This is a genomic window from Agrobacterium sp. 10MFCol1.1, assembly GCF_000381165.1.
GTDB classification, from domain to species: domain Bacteria; phylum Pseudomonadota; class Alphaproteobacteria; order Rhizobiales; family Rhizobiaceae; genus Agrobacterium; species Agrobacterium tumefaciens.
On record NZ_KB906073.1, the window covers coordinates 492,100 to 510,896 of the forward strand.

The following is an 18,797-nucleotide window of genomic DNA, read 5'->3' on the forward strand; positions in this document are numbered from 1 at the left end:
GATGCTCAAGCTGCGCTCTTTTCTTTTCAATACGCTGTTTTATCTCAATCTGATTGTCCGCATGATCGTGCTCACGCCGATCTATTTCATCCTGCCGCGCAGAGTAGCCTATGAAATCCCCAAGAACTGGGCGCGATCCAACCATTGGCTGATGAAGACCATTGTCGGCACCACCTTCGAGATCGAGGGGCTGGAAAACATTCCCGAAACCGGCTGTATCTTCGCCCCCAAACACCAGTCCTTCTGGGACACCTATGCGCTGCTGCCCAACCTTCCCGATCCGGTCTATATTCTGAAGCGCGAGCTTTTGTGGATCCCGCTGTTCGGCTGGTATGCGATGAAGCAGCGCATGATCCCGGTCAACCGCGCCGCGCGCGGCAAGGTGATGCTGAAGGTCATGGAGCGGGCGAGAGAGGAGATGGCGGCTGGCCGCGAACTCATAATCTATCCCGAAGGCACACGCCGGCCACCGGGCGCTGAGCCCGAATATCGTTATGGCATCGCACGTCTTTACCGCGACCTCAAAGTCCCCGTCATTCCGGTCGCCATGCATCCCGGCCTCTTCTGGCCACGCCGCTCGACAATGCGTTATCCCGGCCATTTCAAGGTGCGGATCTTGCCGGCCATCGAGCCGGGGCTGGACCCGGACGTGTTTTTCAAGACATTGATCGAGGTGACGGAAAAGGCGAGCGACGAGTTGCTGCTGGAGACCGCGCGCAACAATCCGCACCTGCCGCTGCCACCGACCGCCGTGAAGCGTATCGCAGAACTTCAGGGGCAAGACACTCCCGCCGGCTAAACCGCGATCGTGCCGACACTGGCGGCAATGCTTTCCAGCAGCGTGTCGCGAATACCCATATCCTGCAGATGCTGCACGGTATTGAAGACGTAATCGGTATTCGGGCCGGACCGGCCCGATGCGGCAGCCACGATCGTGGCCGCTTCCGCGACACCCAGACCACCAATATACTGCTCGTGGGCGGGATCGGCCACATAGGTCACGGCACTGCCGCGCGTGCCATCGGCGAGCGCAATGGCAACGACGCGTTCCTTGTAGACATTCGTTACCAGCTCGCGCTCGCGCAGATAGGCCATGACCGGACCATGGTCCGCTCCGCGCACGCGAAAGGCAACGCCGAGGCAGGAGCCGCCGCGCTCCAGACCGAGAACAAGGCCGGGCTTCTCCTCAGTGCCGCGGTACACATTTGAACTGATGCAGAGGGAGCGTCGATAACCGTGCAGCCGCGCCTGCTGCCTTTCCTCAAAGGCAAAGCCCGGGTTCCACATCAACGAACCGTAGCCAAAGACCCAAAAATCGTCCATATCCCAAGCCAAATCGAATTTATCTGAAGTCTGTTCATCGGAGATCAATATGGCATCGTCAAGCCAATCCGGCACGGTCAAAAAATTCCTCTGGCTTGGTATCGCCGTCGTGCTGGTTATCGGACTTTACACGGCCGGGTGGTTTTATGCCGCCGACAAGCTGAAGCAGACGGTTCTGAACGTCATCTCGCCTTCGCAGGCCAGAAACGTCAGCGGCGAATGCGGCGACATTGCCTTCAAGGGTTATCCGTTCCGCATCGGCCTTTTCTGCTCCAAGGTAACGGTGGACGACAAGCAGAATGGCGTTTCAGCCTCGTTCGGAGAATTGCGTTCCGCAGCGCAGGTCTACAATCCCGGCCACATTGTCTGGGAACTGGATGCACCGGCTGAAATCCGCACCGCGCATGGCCTCACGGTTTCGGCCGTCTGGCAGAACATGCAGTCGAGCATCGTCACCAAGCTTAGGGGTATCGACCGTACCTCGCTTGTAATCGACGGCCTGAAGGCTCAGGCGGTTTCCACCGTTACCGGCCAGACGATCGATTTCGATGCCGCCAAGACGGAAATGCATCTGCGCCAGAACGGCGCCGATCTAGACGGCGCGATAACGTTGACCGACTCGTCAACCGTCATCAAGGATTGGCCGCAACTTCTGCCGCGCCTCAACGCCATCGCCGATGTCACCCTTGCCGGCAAGGCGGGTATGGTAGACGGCAGCGATACGGCCGGGCTTTACGGTGCGAGCGGCGAGCTTCGCCGGCTGGTCGCTGATATCGGCGAAGGCCGCACCATGCGTATCAGCGGCCCCTTCTCCTTCGATAATGAGGGCTATCTCTCCGGCCAGTTCAAGCTGGAGATCGAAAAGCTTGACGCCTGGTCGGACAATGCCAAGCAGGCGTTTCCGCAGCTGCAATCCACCATCGATACCGCCCGCAAAATGCTCCGCGCACTCGCCGGCGGCGGCGACAGGGCGTCCGTCGACCTCTTGGTGGATCGCGGCCGCGCCACCGTCAGCGGTTTCATTCCGCTGGGGAAGATCCCGCCGATTTAACAGAGAGCTTTTGTAAAAAACACCTCAGCGGCATCCTGAATTTTTGAAAGATGCAGGATGCCGGCTTCTTTGTATCCATTGCGACGATGCCACATCTGCGGTTCCCGCTCGTCCTGCTGGCTGGACGTCATCACCAGTGAGGCACCCTGCTCACGCATCAGAGTTTCCCAAAAAACTGTAGCGTTGCGCCGACGCCATGTCCCCGAAACTCGGGAACGACGCGGATCATGTCCATGTAGGGTATCTTGCCCCAGAACATCGAGAACCGCAGAAAACCGACTAGAATCGTATCTTCTTTCGCGACGAGATATTCGCGGCGTCCGACGCAACGCCGCAACCAATCCTCATCGATCCATTTGTCTTCCCGCAGCAGCCATTCGATATCGTCATCCGTCGCCGCAGATATCAATATCACTTCAGCGCCCTACTTCTTCTGATCCAGCGCGTGACGCCCAAAGTCAGGCGTATCGACGTCCTGACCAGCCTCGATGATGGAGCGGCGGATGGAGCGTGTGCGAGAAAACAGTTCGAACAACTTGTCGCCCTCCCCCCAGCGGATCGCCCTTTGCAGCGAAGCAAGGTCTTCCGAGAACCGTGCCAGCATTTCGAGGATGGCATCCTTGTTGTGCAGGCAGACATCGCGCCACATGGTGGGGTCCGAGGCGGCGAGACGCGTGAAATCTCGGAAGCCGGAAGCGGAATATTTGATGACTTCCGACTCGGTTACCGTCTCCAGATCGTCCGCCGTGCCGACGATGTTATAGGCGATGATGTGCGGCAGATGCGATACGATCGCCAGAACCTTGTCGTGGTGTTCGGCATCCATTTCATCCACTCGCGAGCCGAGCGCCCGCCAGAAATCCTTGAGCCTTTCCAGCGCCTCCGCATCCGTGCCCGGCAGCGGCGTGAAGATGCACCAGCGCTCGCGGAAAAGACCGGAAAAACCGGCATCCGGGCCGGATTTTTCCGTACCCGCCAGCGGATGTCCAGGAATGAAATGCACATTGTCAGGCATATGGGGCGCCATCTGCGCGATGACCGAAGCCTTGGTAGAGCCGACATCGGTGACGATGGCGCCGGGCTTCAGATGCGGCGCCATCTGCTCGGCAACCGCCCCGGATGAACCGACCGGCACTGAAACGATGACAAGATCAGCATCCCTGACGGCCTGCGCGGCGGATGTCGTATACTCGCTTCCAAGCGCCAGTTCCTCTGCCCGCTTCAGCGTTTCCGCGCTGCGGGTGGAAATCGTGACATGCCGGGCAAGACCCAGTTCCTTGATGTCGCGCGCAATAGACGAGCCGATCAGGCCGATGCCAACAAGCGCGATGCGCTCAAACATGATCTCGCCCATTACGCCTGCCCCATGAACTCGGTGAGCGCGGCGATGACGCCAAGATTGGCTTCTTCCGAACCAACCGTCATACGCAAGGCATTGGGGAAACCGTAGCCGCGCACGGCACGCAGGATATAACCGCGGCGGCTCAGGAACTCGTCCGCATCTGGTGCACGCTTGCCATCCTGGTCCGGGAAATGGATCAGGACAAAGTTGGTGACTGATGGCGTGACCTTGAGGCCGAGACTGGTGAAGACCGTCGTGAGTTTTTCCAGCCAGAGCGTGTTGTGAGAGATCGCCTTTTCCAGGAATGCCTGATCGCGGATGGCCGCGGCACCCGCTGCGATCGCCGGCGCGCTCATGTTGAACGGACCACGCACCCGGTTCAGCGCATCGATGATGGCGGCCGGACCATACATCCAGCCGACGCGCAGTGCGGCCAGACCGTAAACCTTGGAGAAGGTGCGCGTCATCACCACGTTGCGGTTCCCAGACACCAGCTCGAGACCGGCCTCGTAGTCGTTCTTGCGTACATATTCGGCATAAGCCGCATCAAGCACGAGCACGACATGTTTCGGCAGACCAGCCTGAAGGCGGCGGATTTCCGCGACCGGAACATAGGTGCCGGTGGGATTGCCGGGATTGGCGATGAAAACCATCTTCGTCCTTGGCGTGACGGCGGCAAGAATCGCGTCCACATCGACGGCGCAATCCTTTTCCTTCACCGTCACCGGCGTTGCGCCCGCACCCATGATCTGGATCTTGTAGACGAGGAAACCGTGTTCGGTGATAATCGCCTCATCGCCCGTACCCAGATAGACGTGGCAGAGCAGGCCAAGAAGCTCATCCGAGCCGTTACCGCACATGATATTCGCTATGTTGAGGCCATGCACGTCTGCAATCGCCTGACGCAGCGCAATCGCCTGTCCGTCGGGATAGATTTCCAGATGGCTGGCGGTGGCGGCGAATGCCTCGATCGCCTTCGGGCTTGGCCCGAGCGGCGTTTCGTTGGAGGAGAGCTTATAAACCTTCGCGACGCCATCCACGTGTTCCTTGCCGGGAACATAAGCGGCGATATCCAGAATACCCGGACGCGGAAGAGGTTGGCTAAGCTCTGCACTCATTTGATCGACCTTCGGAAATGCGCCGGGGAGCCCGGCAAAAGCAATGCCGGAGGCATTAGACCGGAATGGCCCCTTTGTCGAGGGTCAGCGCGGCTTTCCGTGCTTTGCGGCGGTGCGGGTGGTGGGCACACCCTGAGGCGCCAGGACCGGCACGAAAACCCGGCGTGAGGCGCGCTGGGTAACGGGCAATCCCTGATAGAGACGTTTCTGTGCCTCAACCACGATAACGCCGGAAAACAGCGGCCAGAGCCTGCGGCCGGTAAGCTCAAGGTATCGGCGGAATTTCAGTACCGGGCGGCTGGTGGTGGGCGGAAAGAAAAGCGCTTCGGCGCTTGCCCCCGGCGTAAAATTGGTCTCGCGCAGAAGCGCCGTCAACTGCCCGCGCGAATAGGGCCGGCCCGAGCCGAAAGGTGTGTGTTCCATGCGTGCCCAGACCCCACGCCTGTTCGGCACCACGATCACCAGACGCCCGCCGGGCGCCAGCACCCGCCAGAGTTCTTTCAGGGTTTCGCGCGGATTTTCGGCAAATTCCAGAGCATGCACCATCAACACCCGGTCTATCGACGAATCGGGTAGCGGCAGTTCCTCGTCAAACACCAGCGCCGTGGAGGAAAGCTCGCCTGCCGGCCAGTTCACCGCTCCCTGCCCCGCCGGCATGAAGGCAAAGGTGCGCTCCGTGTCATGACGGAACCGCTCCAGAAACGGCACGGCGTAACCGAGGCCGACCAGCCTTTCCTCCGGCAAAGGCGGCCAGAGCGATGAAAGCGCCATGGTGATCGCCTGCTCGGCCGAGCGGCCAAGCGGGGAATGATAGAATTCGCGCAGATCGACGATATCGGTGTTCATGGGCGAGAATGTAGCATCAGGCGGTTGGACTTCAAGGCGTCTGCGCCTACATTGAAATTCAGGCGGACAAATGCGCCGGCCAAGGCCGGCAAATGGAGAGGACCACGATGAAACCTTTGGAAATAGACGTCTTTCTTTGCCGCAGTGATAATTTTGGCGTTCTGCTGCACGATCCAGAAAGCGGGGCGACCGCCGCGATCGATGCGCCGGAGGAAGGCCCCATCCTGCAGGCTCTTCATGGGCATGGCTGGAAGCTCACGCATATCTTCACCACCCATCACCATCAGGACCATGTGGAAGCCAATCTGGCGCTGAAGGACAAATTCCAGTGCGAAATACATGGCCCACATGATGAGGCGATTGCGATCCCCGGTCTCGACCGTTCCCAGGCCGATGGCGACGAGTTCGAATTTGCCGGACGGCGCGTTCAGGTCATTGCCACACCCGGTCATACGGCGGGGCATATCTGCTACTACCTTCCCGATGACGGCCTGCTGTTTGCCGCCGATACGCTTTTCGCCATGGGTTGCGGTCGGCTGTTCGAACGTACGGCAACAGATATGTGGCACTCTTTCCAGAAGTTAATGGCGCTGCCGGATGACACGAAAGTCTATTTCGGCCACGAATATACACTTTCGAATGCCCGTTTCGCGCTCACCGTCGATCCTGATAACGCGGCTCTAATCGAGCGCGCCGAAAGCGTCGAAAAGGCGCGGCAGGCGAATGAATTCACCATTCCCACCACCATCGGGCTGGAAAAACAGACCAACCCTTATATGAGGGTGGCCGATGCCGGCATCCGCAGTCATCTTGGCCTTAAAGGCGCAACCGATGCCGAAGTCTTTGCCGAAATCCGCACACGCAAGGACAATTTCTGATGGGCGCCGATCTGTCTTCGGCAGCGATCATTCGCGAACTGGAACTGGAGCCGCACCCCGAGGGCGGCTTTTACCACCAGACATTTCGCGACAAGGCAGGTGGTGAGCGCGGCCATTCGACGGCGATCTATTATCTTCTGGAAAAGGGGACGCGCTCGCACTGGCATCGCGTCACCGATGCGGTGGAGGTCTGGCACTATTATGCTGGCGCTCCGATCACCCTGCATCTTTCCGAAGATGGCAGGGAGGTACAGACCTTTACCCTCGGCCCCGACATTCTGGAAGGCGAGCGCCCGCAGGTGATCGTACCTGCCAATTGCTGGCAATCGGCAGAAAGCCTCGGCGACTTCACCCTCGTCGGCTGCACCGTCTCGCCGGGTTTCGCCTTTTCAAGCTTCGTGATGGCCGAACCCGGCTGGTCGCCGGGCGATACGCCGTAACTGCATCAACCGCCGTATTTGGTGGCGGTGATGTAGACTTGGCCTACCCGCGTCGGAATGACGGCGTAGACCGGGGCATAGACATCCATATTGTCCGATTTGGCAAACCAGATCTCCATGGAAATGGATTTCAGGTATTCGATATCCTTGCGCCCCTGGCGATAACCCGACTTCGGCACGTAACGCGCCTTGCAGACCACGGCATCGCCGCTGAAGCCATTCGTCTTGAAGGGCTTGGTGCCGCTGGGGCTCAACACCAGATCCAGCCGCGATTCGCCGTCGTAGATCGGCAGGCGCGACGGGCAGATGCGGCCGCCGGCGGGAATGATGAGGCCGGAGATTGGATCGAGGACGGAGCGCAGGTCTCCGTCCTTCACATTCACCCAATTGTCCGGCCGCGCCTTCGGCTCCGGTTTCACCGTCGTCGATGTGACGTTGCCGTTACGATAGACCACATCATAGGTCCGCACCCGCTTGCCGTCCTTGTAAACAAGCGAATATGTATTCGCCTGCAGCCGATGGCCACGTTTGGCACCCGAAATCGTCGTCTTGCCGGAAATATCCGCCAGAACGCTTGCAAGCCCTGCTGAGCTGAAGGAACCGGAAATCGAATAGTTCGGGCCGTTCATGCGAGTCGAAAAACTCGCCTTGGCAATTGGTAGAATACCGAGATTGATGCTGTATTCGCTTGTATGGCGGGCTTCGGCGGCGAGCGAGGGAGATACGCCTGCAAACGCCATTGTCACAGCCATGAAAATGCTTTTTCCTCTGGCAATCATTTGGATATCACCTTAAAAGAGGCGCGGAAGCGGCCTTATGGGGCGATCATATACGCCGACTTGTGGCAATAAAAAAGCGGATGCCGGTTGAAAACGCCGGAATTTCCTTTCATTTGCTCGCGAGCGGCTTGACTGTTAAGTCCCGTCTGACTATAGAACCGCAACTTTCCAATCATGGCCAGTTGGATTGCCACCACGGTTTTGCCGGTGGCGAGCCAGTGGTGAAACAGACAAACGAAATAGGTGTACCCATGTCCCGTGTATGCGAATTGACCGGCAAGGGCGTCCAGACGGGCAACAACGTCAGCCACGCCAACAACAAGACCAAGCGCCGGTTCCTTCCGAACCTCTGCCAGGTTACGTTGATCTCCGATGCTCTCGGCCAGCGTTTCCGCCTGCGTGTTTCCGCAGCAGCTCTGCGCTCCGTTGAACATCGTGGCGGCCTCGATGCCTTCCTTCTGAAGTCCGGCGAAAACGAACTGAGCATGCGCGCTCGCCTCCTGCGCCGCCAGATCGCCAAGAAGACGGCCGAAGCTGCTTAATTAGCGGTTTCGACATCACTGATATTCAGAAGGCTTGAATGGCTTTTGCCGCTCAAGCCTTTTGCTTGTTCTAATTCGGCTCCAACTGGTGGCATCACCCAGGATAAAAAAATGCCCTACCTGCGCTACACGCTCATTTACGTTCTGTTGATGACACTGGTGGTCGTCGCGTCCAACATTCTGGTGCAATACCCGCTTTCCGGATCGCTGTTCGGCGTCAATCTCGGCGATCTTTTGACCTGGGGTGCCTTTACCTATCCGGTCGCCTTCCTCGTCACAGACCTTACAAACCGCCAGTTCGGGCCGTCAGTCGCGCGCCGCGTCGTACTTGCCGGTTTTATTGTTGGTGTCACACTGTCCTTCTGGACCTCGATTCCGCGTATCGCCGTTGCCTCCGGCACCGCCTATCTGATTGGCCAGCTGCTCGATATTTCCGTCTTCAACCGCCTGCGCCGCCAGCGCTGGTGGCACGCACCGCTTGCCGGCTCCATGCTGGGTTCGGTGCTGGATACCGCGCTGTTCTTCTCCATCGCCTTTGCTGCGAGTTTCTCCTTCGTCGGTCCCAACGATGCCTTCGCCATTGAAAATGCCCCCGTGCTCGGCATCTTCGCTCTGGAGGCACCGCGCTGGATTTCCTGGGCGCTCGGCGACCTCTCGGTGAAGATCCTCGTCGGCCTCGTGATGCTCCTGCCCTACGGCGCACTGATGAACACGCTGAAGCCGATGCCAAAGGTCGCCAAATCGGGCTGACACCATTGCCATCCAGGTTTAAGGCTGGGGTGGGAGCGTGGATCGAATCGCGCTTGCAAACCAGCCGACTGCGTTGCAGTCTGCGGTCCGTGGCACAGCGCAGAGGCAGGCAGATATGCAGATCAATGACGTTATCGATATTGTGGAGGCCGCCAGCGCCACGCTTTCAGGCTCCACCTTCAACGACGTCAATCTGTCGGGTACGATGTTCAACGACGTCAATCTCGCCGGAACCAGCTTCAACCAGATCAACTTTTCCGGCGCGTCATTTACCGACAGCAACATGTCCGGCTGGTCGATCGACGATGTTAATCTTTCCGGTCTGAAACTGAGCAACGCCAACCTGTCCGGCGCGCAGATAACAGGATGCCGAATGACCGGGATGAAGATCGACGGCATTCCCGTCGAGGATCTGGTGGCTGCCTACAAGGCGGCGCAGCAGGTGTGAACCTTCACTCCACCAGCTTGAATTCCAACATCAGATTGCGCTGGAGAAATGAGTGATTGTCATCGGAAACGATGATGAGGCGTGTGGAACCATCAGGCCCCTTCACCACACCCATGCCTTCCATATTATCGATCTGGTAGACCATGCCCGCTTCCAGCAGGATTTCGCCATCCACCACCGCGCCCGGCCTGATATCTGCAGCCTTGATGCGGCGGATGCGCGTCCCCACCCCTTCAGCGAAATTGAAGCGGCGCTCTAGAAGCAGCAGGTCGCCATCGGGCAGGAAAGCGCCGTCCGTCACGTCGAATGAGGGGTGATGGGTGACCGCGAATGTGCCCTTCAACGGGCCTTCCAGTATGGCGGCGAGAAGATTGCCGTCGGCATCGATGCTTTTCTCAGCCACCACGACAAGGGCACCGCCAAGCGGCGAATCGGCCGGCGAGACCGCAAGGGCCTCCATGCCGCCATTGTGGCGCAGTTCGCTGTTGGGAATGAGATGAGGCAGGCGGCTGAGCGGCTTTGAGGTCTCGAACCCAGGATCGGGATAGGCATCGATCCTGTGACGCTGCTCGTAGCTGACGAATACCTTGCCATCCCGCAGCGCCAGACCTTCCGCATCCATTTCCATCTTGCGGGAAGGTTCACGGCCGCTGGCATCCAGCATGGCAGTGATACGCACGTCAGCCAACCCGGACAGCGCGCCCGACGGGCCGCGTGCGATCTTGCCCGTGAGCCAGTGGCCGGTATCCAGCACGGCAACGAATTCCTGCCCGTTTGGGCGAAAGCGGATGGAGGATATGGCACCGAATAGTTTTTCCGGCGTGCTCATCACCATGCCGCCGATAAATTCCAGCTTGCCGAAACGCCTGGCGCTGGTGCCGACCTCGAAGCCTGACAACAGACGAACGCTGACCGGAACATCGATGGTCGACGCGCCGATGGGAACCGGAACAAGCGCTCCGACCGCAAGAACTGCAGCCATCGCCAGCGATTTACAGGAAAGAAAAGCCCGGCCCCGCTTATCCCGCACGGCGAACCTTGCGGGACGAGCTGGCGGTATTGGTATCCTCGAAGAGAGCAGCAAGCTGTTCGGTCATCGCGCCAGCCAGTTCGTCCGCATCCACGATCGTCACGGCGCGACGGTAATAACGCGTCACATCATGGCCGATACCGATCGCCAGAAGCTCCACCGGCGAACGTGTCTCGATCTGTTCGATAACGGCGCGCAGGTGCCGCTCCAGATAGTTACCCGCATTGACCGACAGCGTCGAATCGTCCACCGGCGCACCGTCCGAAATCATCATCATGATCTTACGCTGCTCGGGGCGGCCGATGAGGCGGTTATGCGCCCACATCAGCGCTTCGCCGTCAATGTTTTCTTTCAGCAGGCCTTCACGCATCATCAGGCCAAGATTGCGCCGTGCACGCCGCCAGGGTGCATCCGCCGACTTGTAGATGATATGGCGCAAATCATTGAGCCGACCCGGCGAGCCGGGTTTGCCGCTGGCCAGCCATTGCTCGCGCGACTGACCGCCCTTCCACGCCTTGGTGGTGAAGCCGAGAATCTCCACCTTCACACCCGACCGTTCCAGCGTACGCGCAAGAATATCGGCGCAGGTGGCCGCAACCGTGATCGGGCGGCCACGCATCGAACCCGAATTGTCGATGACGAGCGAAACCACCGTGTCGCGGAACTTGGTATCGCGCTCCTTCTTGAAGGAGAGCGGCTGCATGGGATCGATGATAAGCCGCACGAGGCGAGCCGGATCGAGATAACCCTCTTCCAGATCGAAATCCCACGAACGGTTCTGCTGCGCCATCAGGCGGCGTTGCAGCCGGTTCGCCAGACGTCCGACGGCGCCCTGAAGATGGGCGAGCTGTTTGTCGAGAAACGCGCGCAGGCGGTCAAGCTCCGCCTCGTCGCACAGTTCCTCGGCGTGGATTTCCTCGTCGAATTCCTGGGTGAAGATGCGGTAGTCGACCTTCTCGTTGAAATCGTCGAAGGGGCTGTTGGGGCGGCGGGTCTCGCCGGGCGTCTCGGAATCCTCATCGAGATCGTCGGACATTTCCTCGTCCGACATCTCGGCGCCGTCCATCTCGCCTTCTTCCATCTCCTCCTGCGAGGCCTCGCTTTCATCAGCGGGCGTCGCATCGGAACCGGCTTCTTCCTCGACCTGTTCTTCTTCGGTCTCGTTAGTGCGCGGCTGCTCCTCGTCGGATTCTGCCTCCTGGCTTTCCGGCTCGTTATCGTCGTCGCCGAATTCCTCCGCCATCTGCATGGAGGTCAGCATCTTGCGCACCAGCCGCGAAAAAGCCTTCTGGTCGCCAATCACCTTGGAAAGGTCGCTCAGGTCGCCGGCGGCCTTGTCCTCGATGAAGTCGCGCCACAGGTCGAGAACCTTGCCGGCACTGGCCGGTGGCTTTTCGCCGGTCAGCTTCTCGCGCACCAAAAGGGCGACGGCTTCGGCAAGCGGTGCATCGTCCTTCGTGTTGATGCCCGAAAAATTCGCCTTGGCATATTTTTCCGTGTTCATGGCCTGAATGTTGGAGGCCATGCCCGGCATGCGCAGTGCACCGATGGATTCCACCCGCGCCTGCTCAACAGCGTCAAAGATCAACCGCGCCTCGGCACCCTGCGGCGACATCACCGCATGGGTGTCAGCGTCATGGCAGGCAAGGCGAAGCGCCATGGAATCGCCAAGGCCACGGGTGACGGCGATTTCCTGCGCGGTGGGTTTCTTGGAAATTTCCGGCAGGCGCATGCGCTCTCCGGCAAGGCCAGGCCGCTCATTGGCGAAAACGACCTCAACCTCTGCATCGCCGGCAACCGATCGCACACATCCGGCAATCGCCTGACGCAACGGTTCGGTATCGACCGCCGTACCCGGTTTTGCTCTGGAATTGTCGCCGCGCGCTGCCATTGTCTTTCCTGTCAGTTGTCGACGCTTCGGAGCCGCCCATCCAAGGATGCGCGGCCCGCCGGCGTCTTCAAGTCATCGGTGATGTTCTCCGGACAAGCCGGGGAAGATCAGGCGCTGAGAACGATGTTCGCAGCACTTTCCTTCAGCTCGACGCCGAAAGCCCGCTGATATTGTTCGGCAACCAGCGTGCGCTCCAGTTCGTCGCACTTGTTGAGGAAGGTCACGCGGAACGCAAAGGCGAGATCGCCAAAGATTTCCGCATTTTCCGCCCAGGTAATGACGGTACGCGGGCTCATGACCGTGGAAAGGTCGCCGTTGACGAAGGCCGAACGGGTAAGATCGGCCACACGCACCATCTTGGAGACGGTTTCGCGACCCTTCGGATTGTTGAGGCTCTTTACCTTTGCGGCAATGATGTTCACTTCCTGCTCATGCGGCAGGTAGTTCAGCGTGGTGACGATGGACCAGCGGTCCATCTGCGCCTGGTTGATCTGCTGCGTGCCGTGGTAAAGTCCCGTCGTGTCGCCGAGGCCGACCGTGTTGGCGGTCGCAAAAATGCGGAAGGCGGGGTGAGGACGGATAACGCGGCTCTGGTCGAGCAGCGTCAGGCGGCCCGAGGATTCCAGCACGCGCTGGATGACGAACATCACGTCCGGGCGACCGGCATCGTATTCGTCGAAGACCAGCGCGACATTGTGCTGGTAAGCCCAGGGCAAAATGCCGTCCTTGAATTCGGTGACCTGCTTGCCGTCTTTAAGGACGATGGCGTCCTTGCCGACGAGGTCGATACGGCTGACGTGGCTGTCAAGATTGACGCGCACGCAGGGCCAGTTCAGGCGGGCAGCTACCTGCTCAATATGGGTGGACTTGCCCGTGCCGTGAAAGCCGGAAACCATGACGCGTCGGTTGTGAGCAAAACCGGCAAGAATAGCGAGCGTCGTATCGCGGTCGAAAAGATAGTCGGGATCAAGGTCGGGCACATAGGCGTCGCCCTGCGAATAGGCGGGAACCCGCAGATCCGTATCAATGCCGAAAACCTCCCGCACGGACACCGTCGTGTCGGGCAGGTTGGAAATATCAAGGTCGATTTTGCTCATCACGTCTCCAAGGCGGGCGGCGGCCACCCGGCCACATCATCAATCAGGCGGTAAACACGAACGTTGGCTTAGCAGAAACCTGACTGCTTTAACAATTGATATGCTTGAACAACAGCCCGAAAACGTTCTTCCGAGCCGCGATCGCCACCATTAGCATCAGGATGGTGCTTTTTGACAAGCTCCTTATAGCGCCTTTTTATCTCTTCCTGCTTTGCACCCGCAGAAAGGCCGAGCGTATCGAAGGCTTTCGCCTCCAGCGTCTTCAACTTGCGGTCCTGCTGCAGGCGCTGGCCGCCGGCCTTTGCCCCGTTTGCAAAACCATTCGTGAAGCCAAAAGGATCGCGGATGCGGGCATTGGCCGCGCCCGCCGCGCCGGAACGCAGCGTGGAGTGCAGCGGGCTGTCGCGCGCAGTCTTGTTCACGCCAACCGTCCAGGTGGGACGATGGCCGGTGATCGCTTCCTTCTGGTAACGGGCGATCTCGGTGTCAGACAGGCCAGAGAAATAATTATAGCCCTTATTGTATTCCTTCACATGCTCGAAACAGAACAGGAAGAATTGCCCCTCGGCATTGCGGCCGACAGGTGCACGGTGAGCGCCCGGCTTGTCGCATCCGTCCCACTGGCAGGTCGGGGCCTGAACCTCAGGTTCCCTGTCCCTTTTTCTGCGTGTACGGATGCGGTCGAAATATTTCGAATCCAGTTTCATGATGCCCTGATTATGGGGTGCGAAAAGGCGCACAACAAGAATTGACAAAGCGGAATGTTGCAGGCTTTTAGGTAGCCCCTTTTAAAGACCAGCCAACAGGATTGGAGCCCATCGCATGTCCCTGCGAGAACGCATAGAAACAAAGCTTCGGCAGAGCTTTTCGCCGGAACGCCTGGTGGTGATCGATGAAAGCCAGATGCATGCCGGCCATCAGCCGGACATAACCGGCACCGGCGAGACGCATATGCGTGTTCAGATAGTGTCTGAAAGCTTCGCAGGCAAGTCACGCATTGAGCGCCACCGGGCGATCAATGCACTTTTGAAACCGGAACTCGACGCCGGGCTGCATGCCCTCGCCATCGAGGCGGCGGCGCCGGGGGAGCCGACGCGGTTCTAGATAACGCGCGCCTTAAGCCTCAGCCGGGATGCTTTTCCGACAGGAAAGACTGCACCTCGGACGTCGCGACATCGTCGGCCACGAAGGACTGGCCGATGCCGTGAGTGAGGATGAAGGTGAGCTTGCCGCCCTTGACCTTCTTGTCCTGCGCAATTGCCGCCATCAGCATCTCGACCGGCGGCAGTTCACCTGGAATATCCTTCATTGACACTGGCAGACCAACCGCCTTGAGATGCGCTTCAACGCGCGCGGCATCATCAGGGCTTGCAAGGTTGAGGCGGGCGGAAAACTGGTGCGCCAGCACCATGCCGATGGCGACACCTTCGCCGTGCACCAGCCGCTTGCTGTCATAATTCGTTGCTGCCTCAAGCGCGTGGCCGAATGTGTGACCGAGGTTCAGAAGGGCGCGTACGCCGTTTTCCTTCTCGTCGGCCACCACCACATCGGCCTTCGCCTGGCAGCTTGTGGCAATCGCCTGGATGCGGGCGGGACCGCCGGTGCGGATTTCATCCCAGTTCTTTTCCAGCCAGAAGAAAAAGTCCGGCTTGTCAATCAAGCCGTATTTCACCACCTCGGCGTAACCGGCGCGGAATTCGCGCTCGCTCAGCGTATCGAGCACCGCGGTATCGGCCAGCACCAGATCGGGCTGATGGAAAACGCCGACAAGGTTCTTGCCTTGCCGGGTATTGATGCCGGTCTTGCCGCCGACGGAGGAATCCACCTGCGACAGAAGCGAGGTCGGTATCTGCACGAAACGCACGCCGCGACGCACGATGCCCGCCGCAAAACCGGCGAGATCGCCGATAACACCGCCGCCAAGTGCAATCACCGCATCGTTGCGCTCCACCCGTGCGGAGAGGACGGCATCGCAAACAGTGACCAGATGTTCGAAGCTCTTGGTCTTCTCGCCCGCGGGCAAGGTCAGCGAAACGGCTTCGATGCCGTCCGTCTGCAGGCCGTCCATCAGGCCTTCGAGGTAAAGCGGTGCAACATGCTCGTCAGTGATGATAGCGGCACGCCTGCCCTTCAGCCGCGACGAAATCTCGCCGCCCGCCCTGCCGATCAGGCCAGGCCCGATCAGAATGTCGTAAGCGCGATCACCGAGCGGCACATGGACAAGACGTTCGTCGGTGTGGATTTCGGAAGGCGTCATGATGCTCAGTCTTTCTGTTCAAGGCCGGCGATGGCGGCCAGCACTTCGGTCACGATGATCTCCTTGCGGACATCGCGGGATTCGATGGTCAGATCCGCTTCCGCATAGATCGGATAACGTTTCTCCATCAGGGCCGCCAGCGTGGCCTTGGGGTTTTCGGTCTTGAGAAGCGGGCGATGATCGCGCTTGTTGACCCTTTCCCACAAAACCTCGATATCGGCCTTCAGCCACAGCGACACACTGCCGCGCGTGATGTGCCGGCGGGTATTGTCGTTGATGAAGGCGCCGCCGCCGGTAGAAATGACCTTGGGGCCACCGCGCAGCAGCCGCTTGACGACCCGCGTTTCCAGCGCCCGGAACTCCTCCTCGCCATAGGTGGCGAAAAGTTCGGCTATCGTCATGCGGGAAACACGCTCGATTTCGACATCCGTGTCGATGAAGGAGACCTTGAGCTGCTGGGCGACCATGCGACCGATCGCGGACTTTCCAGCCCCCATCAGTCCGACAAAGACGACGTTGCGCCCGGCGAGCTTGGCCCGCGCTTGCTCCCCGAGTGTGACCGGGACAGATAAATTCTTTTCATTCATAAAATTGAAAGCCCGTTTGGCATGGATATCTGCAAATGTTTACGAAGCGTCAAGCCAAATTGCTGACTGAATTGCGTTGAATCACATTCATCGCCGCATGCGGCAGCGGCGGACTACCGCTTTTTGATCTTGTCGCCGCTTTCGCTGCACCGCATATACATTCAGACTGCCACCCTCACGGAGCCGCCATGCCAACCCTCTTCCGCTTCACGATGATACTGGCAACCATCGCGGGGCTGATCTATGGCGGCATGGTGCTGCTGGTCATGTTCGTCAAGCCCAATGATCGCGAGGTGACGGTGCGCATTCCTTCCGAGCGGCTGAACCCGCCGTCGGCGGAGCCGGCAAGGCGCACCCCATGAGTAGCAAAGAGATGAGCGGGCGGGACGGCGCGCGGCTCGAAAGTTTTCTGGAAATGATGAGCGCCGAACGGGGTGCCGCCGCCAATACGCTCTCTTCTTACGAACGCGACCTTTCCGATCTGCGTGAATTTCTCCGTGGCCGAGGCCAGTCCTTGATGGAAGCCGCCACGGCCGACTTGTCCGCCTATCTTACCCATCTTTCCACTCAGGGCTTTGCAGCCACGTCACAGGCAAGACGCCTGTCTTCCATGCGGCAATTCTACCGGTTCCTCTATTCTGAAGGACTTCGCGGCGACGACCCGACCGGTACCATCGATGCGCCCAAGAAGGGCCTCACCCTGCCCAAGACGATGAGCGTCGCGGACGTGACAAAACTTCTTGGCATCGCTGCTGAAGAGGCCGCCTTAACCGGCCCCGGCCAGCTTGCACGCATCCGCATGCATCTCCTGCTCGAACTTCTCTACGCGACCGGCATGCGCGTCAGCGAACTCGTTTCGCTGCCGGTCAAGGTTTTGCGCCAGGAGGGACGCTTCCTGATGATCCGCGGCAAGGGCAACAAGGACCGCATGGTGCTGCTGTCTCGCGCGGCCATCGAGGCGATGGAAAAATACGACGCGGCCAGAAAGTCGCTCGTACCTGAGAAAAGCAGCACGCCCGCGTCCCCCAAAAAGGCTGACAGTCCGGAAAGTCCGTGGCTGTTTCCTTCAAACAGCAAGGAAGGGCATCTGCCGCGACAGGTTTTCGCCCGCGACCTGAAGGACATTGCCATTCGAGCGGGCCTCAATCCCTCGGCGGTGTCACCGCATGTCCTGCGCCACGCCTTTGCCAGCCACCTTCTGCAGAACGGCGCCGACCTGCGCGCCGTGCAGGAACTGCTCGGCCATTCCGACATTTCCACGACACAAATCTATACACATGTGCTGGAAGAACGCCTGCAAGAGCTGGTACAAACACATCACCCCCTTGCCAAACAGGGCAAAAACCTTGATTAGAGCGACCGGAACCGCCGGATAATCCGGCTCAAACCTTGCGCAAAACGATCGGAAACGGATCTCATGCACAATTATCTCGACTTCGAAAAACCTATCTCGGACCTTGAAGGCAAGATCATCGAGCTGAAGAAGCTTGCCGATGAAGACGAGAGCATAGACACCTCGGAGGAGATCAATCGCCTGGAATCACGCGTCAATGACGCGATGCAGGATATCTATTCCAAGCTGAACGCCTGGCAGAAAACGCAGGTCGCGCGCCATCCGCAGCGCCCGCATTTCGTCGATTACGCCAAGGCGCTGTTCACGGATTTCACGCCGCTTGCAGGCGATCGCAAATTTTCCGAAGACGCTGCCATTCAGGCAGGCCTTGCCCGCTTTAATGGCCAGCCCGTCGCCATTATCGGCCAGGAAAAGGGCAATGACACCAAAAGCCGCCTGAAGCACAATTTCGGCAGCCCGCGTCCGGAAGGTTACCGCAAGGCGATCCGCGTGCTGGAACTGGCTGACCGCTTCTCGCTGCCGGTCGTGACCCTCATCGATACCGCTGGTGCCTATCCCGGTGTCGGCGCAGAGGAGCGCGGTCAGGCAGAAGCCATCGCCCGCTCGACGGAAATGTGCCTCAACGTCAAGGTGCCTATCGTCTCCGTCGTCATCGGCGAAGGCGGCTCGGGCGGCGCAATCGCGATCGCCACGGGCAACCGCGTCTACATGCTCGAACATGCGATCTATTCGGTGATTTCGCCGGAAGGTGCCGCTTCAATTCTCTGGCGCGATTCGACCCGTGCCAAGGAAGCCGCGACCAACATGAAAATCACCTCGGAAGATCTGAAGTCGCTTGGCGTCATCGACGGCATCATTCCCGAGCCGATGGGCGGCGCGCATCGTGATCCGGCGGCCGTGATTGGTGCCACCGGCGACGTTATCGCCAAGGCGCTCGCCGATCTTTCGCAGCGCTCGGGCACGCAGCTGCGCGCCGAACGCCGCCAGAAATTCCTGGATATCGGCAGAAACCTTTAGAGCGTTTCCAGTAAAAGTGCGCAGCGGTTTACGTCCGGAAATGCGCA

The 18,797-nt window shown here is 59.4% G+C and carries 22 protein-coding genes and 1 pseudogene; 11 read left to right on the plus strand and 12 right to left on the minus strand.

The annotated features are described in order from the left end of the window. The first annotated feature begins 1 nt into the window (after position 1). The gene (locus F617_RS0107000; RefSeq protein ID WP_019564870.1) at positions 2-799 is read left to right on the plus strand and encodes a 1-acyl-sn-glycerol-3-phosphate acyltransferase; all 798 of its coding nucleotides are present in this window, start codon (positions 2-4) and stop codon (positions 797-799) included. Here F617_RS0107000 and F617_RS0107005 read toward each other — a convergent pair. Beyond that, on the minus strand, positions 796-1,323 hold the full coding sequence (locus F617_RS0107005; protein ID WP_013761788.1) for a gamma-glutamylcyclotransferase: 528 nt from the start codon (positions 1,321-1,323) through the stop codon (positions 796-798). The two genes, F617_RS0107000 and F617_RS0107005, sit on opposite strands and share 4 nt — an antisense overlap. A gap of 49 nt (positions 1,324-1,372) precedes the next feature. Here F617_RS0107005 and F617_RS0107010 point away from each other — a divergent pair, with 49 nt between their 5' ends. Next, positions 1,373-2,374 (plus strand): DUF2125 domain-containing protein, encoded by a 1,002-nt coding sequence (locus F617_RS0107010; protein ID WP_019564872.1) that lies wholly within the window; start codon positions 1,373-1,375, stop codon positions 2,372-2,374. On the opposite strand, the pseudogene F617_RS26910 reads toward F617_RS0107010, so the two are convergent. From F617_RS26910 to F617_RS0107030, 4 genes and pseudogenes are all read right to left on the minus strand, one after another. Continuing rightward, positions 2,371-2,789 (minus strand): annotated as a pseudogene (locus F617_RS26910) (GNAT family N-acetyltransferase). The gene F617_RS0107010 and the pseudogene F617_RS26910 overlap by 4 nt on opposite strands. Before the next feature lie 9 nt (positions 2,790-2,798). After that, entirely contained in the window at positions 2,799-3,728 is a 930-nt protein-coding gene (locus F617_RS0107020) for a prephenate/arogenate dehydrogenase family protein (protein WP_019564873.1), read from the minus strand. Continuing rightward, positions 3,728-4,834 carry a histidinol-phosphate transaminase gene (gene hisC, locus F617_RS0107025; protein ID WP_019564874.1) on the minus strand — a complete coding sequence of 369 codons (1,107 nt, stop codon included), beginning with the start codon at positions 4,832-4,834 and terminating at the stop codon, positions 3,728-3,730. Before hisC ends, F617_RS0107020 begins: the two co-directional genes overlap by 1 nt. An 84-nt stretch (positions 4,835-4,918) precedes the next feature. Continuing rightward, entirely contained in the window at positions 4,919-5,680 is a 762-nt protein-coding gene (locus F617_RS0107030) for a class I SAM-dependent methyltransferase (RefSeq protein ID WP_003511344.1), read from the minus strand. Between the two features lie 107 nt (positions 5,681-5,787). Here F617_RS0107030 and gloB point away from each other — a divergent pair, with 107 nt between their 5' ends. Together gloB and F617_RS0107040 are read left to right on the plus strand one after the other, a co-directional pair. Next, positions 5,788-6,558 carry a hydroxyacylglutathione hydrolase gene (gene gloB / locus F617_RS0107035; RefSeq protein WP_019564875.1) on the plus strand — a complete coding sequence of 257 codons (771 nt, stop codon included), beginning with the start codon at positions 5,788-5,790 and terminating at the stop codon, positions 6,556-6,558. Continuing rightward, positions 6,558-6,998: a cupin domain-containing protein gene (locus F617_RS0107040; protein WP_013761794.1), complete on the plus strand. Its 441-nt coding sequence runs from the start codon at positions 6,558-6,560 to the stop codon at positions 6,996-6,998. The genes gloB and F617_RS0107040 overlap by 1 nt, the downstream gene beginning before the upstream one ends. 5 nt (positions 6,999-7,003) lie before the next feature. On the opposite strand, the gene F617_RS0107045 is transcribed toward F617_RS0107040, so the two are convergent. Further along, positions 7,004-7,777, minus strand: coding sequence for a DUF3108 domain-containing protein (locus F617_RS0107045; protein WP_013761795.1), 774 nt, complete (start codon positions 7,775-7,777; stop codon positions 7,004-7,006). A gap of 251 nt (positions 7,778-8,028) precedes the next feature. Here F617_RS0107045 and rpmB point away from each other — a divergent pair, with 251 nt between their 5' ends. The 3 genes from rpmB to F617_RS0107060 all read left to right on the plus strand — a co-directional run bounded on the left by rpmB (position 8,029) and on the right by F617_RS0107060 (position 9,517). Further along, the gene (gene rpmB, locus F617_RS0107050; RefSeq protein WP_003509888.1) at positions 8,029-8,319 is read left to right on the plus strand and encodes a 50S ribosomal protein L28; all 291 of its coding nucleotides are present in this window, start codon (positions 8,029-8,031) and stop codon (positions 8,317-8,319) included. A gap of 111 nt (positions 8,320-8,430) precedes the next feature. Next, entirely contained in the window at positions 8,431-9,069 is a 639-nt protein-coding gene (locus tag F617_RS0107055) for a queuosine precursor transporter (RefSeq protein WP_003511348.1), read from the plus strand. Positions 9,070-9,184: 115 nt separating this feature from the next. Next, a complete protein-coding gene (locus F617_RS0107060; protein ID WP_019564877.1) occupies positions 9,185-9,517 on the plus strand; it encodes a pentapeptide repeat-containing protein in 333 nt (110 codons plus the stop codon). Positions 9,518-9,521: 4 nt separating this feature from the next. On the opposite strand, the gene F617_RS0107065 is transcribed toward F617_RS0107060, so the two are convergent. From F617_RS0107065 to F617_RS0107080, 4 genes are all read right to left on the minus strand, one after another. Then, positions 9,522-10,499 carry an esterase-like activity of phytase family protein gene (locus F617_RS0107065; RefSeq protein ID WP_034501981.1) on the minus strand — a complete coding sequence of 326 codons (978 nt, stop codon included), beginning with the start codon at positions 10,497-10,499 and terminating at the stop codon, positions 9,522-9,524. A gap of 37 nt (positions 10,500-10,536) precedes the next feature. Then, complete coding sequence (gene cobT, locus F617_RS0107070; RefSeq protein WP_013761798.1) at positions 10,537-12,438, minus strand: cobaltochelatase subunit CobT; 1,902 nt, start codon at positions 12,436-12,438, stop codon at positions 10,537-10,539. Positions 12,439-12,545: 107 nt separating this feature from the next. Then, positions 12,546-13,535, minus strand: a complete 990-nt coding sequence (cobS, locus tag F617_RS0107075; RefSeq protein ID WP_003511352.1) for a cobaltochelatase subunit CobS — start codon at positions 13,533-13,535, stop codon at positions 12,546-12,548. A 68-nt stretch (positions 13,536-13,603) separates the two neighbouring features. Next, entirely contained in the window at positions 13,604-14,242 is a 639-nt protein-coding gene (locus F617_RS0107080; protein ID WP_013761799.1) for a J domain-containing protein, read from the minus strand. A 115-nt stretch (positions 14,243-14,357) separates the two neighbouring features. Here F617_RS0107080 and F617_RS0107085 point away from each other — a divergent pair, with 115 nt between their 5' ends. Beyond that, a complete protein-coding gene (locus F617_RS0107085; protein ID WP_019564879.1) occupies positions 14,358-14,639 on the plus strand; it encodes a BolA family transcriptional regulator in 282 nt (93 codons plus the stop codon). Between the two features lie 19 nt (positions 14,640-14,658). Here the strand turns inward: F617_RS0107085 and aroB are convergent, their stop codons facing one another. Further along, entirely contained in the window at positions 14,659-15,792 is a 1,134-nt protein-coding gene (aroB, locus tag F617_RS0107090; RefSeq protein WP_019564880.1) for a 3-dehydroquinate synthase, read from the minus strand. A 5-nt stretch (positions 15,793-15,797) separates the two neighbouring features. Beyond that, positions 15,798-16,379, minus strand: coding sequence for a shikimate kinase (locus F617_RS0107095; protein WP_003511357.1), 582 nt, complete (start codon positions 16,377-16,379; stop codon positions 15,798-15,800). A gap of 188 nt (positions 16,380-16,567) precedes the next feature. Here F617_RS0107095 and F617_RS0107100 point away from each other — a divergent pair, with 188 nt between their 5' ends. From F617_RS0107100 to F617_RS0107110, 3 genes are all read left to right on the plus strand, one after another. Continuing rightward, positions 16,568-16,741, plus strand: coding sequence for a hypothetical protein (locus F617_RS0107100; protein WP_003511358.1), 174 nt, complete (start codon positions 16,568-16,570; stop codon positions 16,739-16,741). Positions 16,742-16,752: 11 nt separating this feature from the next. Continuing rightward, a complete protein-coding gene (gene xerD, locus F617_RS0107105; protein WP_019564881.1) occupies positions 16,753-17,733 on the plus strand; it encodes a site-specific tyrosine recombinase XerD in 981 nt (326 codons plus the stop codon). Between the two features lie 63 nt (positions 17,734-17,796). Further along, positions 17,797-18,750, plus strand: coding sequence for an acetyl-CoA carboxylase carboxyltransferase subunit alpha (locus F617_RS0107110; RefSeq protein WP_003511360.1), 954 nt, complete (start codon positions 17,797-17,799; stop codon positions 18,748-18,750). Positions 18,751-18,797 lie beyond the last annotated feature (47 nt).

Coding starts and splice junctions, on each gene's coding strand:
- hisC (WP_019564874.1), bottom strand. CDS start 4,834: ATGAGTGCAGAGCTTAGCCAACCTCTTCCGCGTCCGGGTATTCTGGAT.
- F617_RS0107100 (WP_003511358.1), top strand. CDS start 16,568: ATGCCAACCCTCTTCCGCTTCACGATGATACTGGCAACCATCGCGGGG.
- F617_RS0107080 (WP_013761799.1), bottom strand. CDS start 14,242: ATGAAACTGGATTCGAAATATTTCGACCGCATCCGTACACGCAGAAAA.
- F617_RS0107030 (WP_003511344.1), bottom strand. CDS start 5,680: ATGAACACCGATATCGTCGATCTGCGCGAATTCTATCATTCCCCGCTT.
- F617_RS0107065 (WP_034501981.1), bottom strand. CDS start 10,499: ATGGCTGCAGTTCTTGCGGTCGGAGCGCTTGTTCCGGTTCCCATCGGC.
- F617_RS0107020 (WP_019564873.1), bottom strand. CDS start 3,728: ATGGGCGAGATCATGTTTGAGCGCATCGCGCTTGTTGGCATCGGCCTG.
- xerD (WP_019564881.1), top strand. CDS start 16,753: ATGAGCGGGCGGGACGGCGCGCGGCTCGAAAGTTTTCTGGAAATGATG.
- gloB (WP_019564875.1), top strand. CDS start 5,788: ATGAAACCTTTGGAAATAGACGTCTTTCTTTGCCGCAGTGATAATTTT.
- F617_RS0107005 (WP_013761788.1), bottom strand. CDS start 1,323: ATGGACGATTTTTGGGTCTTTGGCTACGGTTCGTTGATGTGGAACCCG.
- F617_RS0107055 (WP_003511348.1), top strand. CDS start 8,431: ATGCCCTACCTGCGCTACACGCTCATTTACGTTCTGTTGATGACACTG.
- F617_RS0107000 (WP_019564870.1), top strand. CDS start 2: ATGCTCAAGCTGCGCTCTTTTCTTTTCAATACGCTGTTTTATCTCAAT.
- F617_RS0107045 (WP_013761795.1), bottom strand. CDS start 7,777: ATGATTGCCAGAGGAAAAAGCATTTTCATGGCTGTGACAATGGCGTTT.
- F617_RS0107010 (WP_019564872.1), top strand. CDS start 1,373: ATGGCATCGTCAAGCCAATCCGGCACGGTCAAAAAATTCCTCTGGCTT.
- rpmB (WP_003509888.1), top strand. CDS start 8,029: ATGTCCCGTGTATGCGAATTGACCGGCAAGGGCGTCCAGACGGGCAAC.
- aroB (WP_019564880.1), bottom strand. CDS start 15,792: ATGACGCCTTCCGAAATCCACACCGACGAACGTCTTGTCCATGTGCCG.
- F617_RS0107040 (WP_013761794.1), top strand. CDS start 6,558: ATGGGCGCCGATCTGTCTTCGGCAGCGATCATTCGCGAACTGGAACTG.
- F617_RS0107060 (WP_019564877.1), top strand. CDS start 9,185: ATGCAGATCAATGACGTTATCGATATTGTGGAGGCCGCCAGCGCCACG.
- F617_RS0107085 (WP_019564879.1), top strand. CDS start 14,358: ATGTCCCTGCGAGAACGCATAGAAACAAAGCTTCGGCAGAGCTTTTCG.
- cobS (WP_003511352.1), bottom strand. CDS start 13,535: ATGAGCAAAATCGACCTTGATATTTCCAACCTGCCCGACACGACGGTG.
- F617_RS0107095 (WP_003511357.1), bottom strand. CDS start 16,379: ATGAATGAAAAGAATTTATCTGTCCCGGTCACACTCGGGGAGCAAGCG.
- F617_RS0107110 (WP_003511360.1), top strand. CDS start 17,797: ATGCACAATTATCTCGACTTCGAAAAACCTATCTCGGACCTTGAAGGC.
- cobT (WP_013761798.1), bottom strand. CDS start 12,438: ATGGCAGCGCGCGGCGACAATTCCAGAGCAAAACCGGGTACGGCGGTC.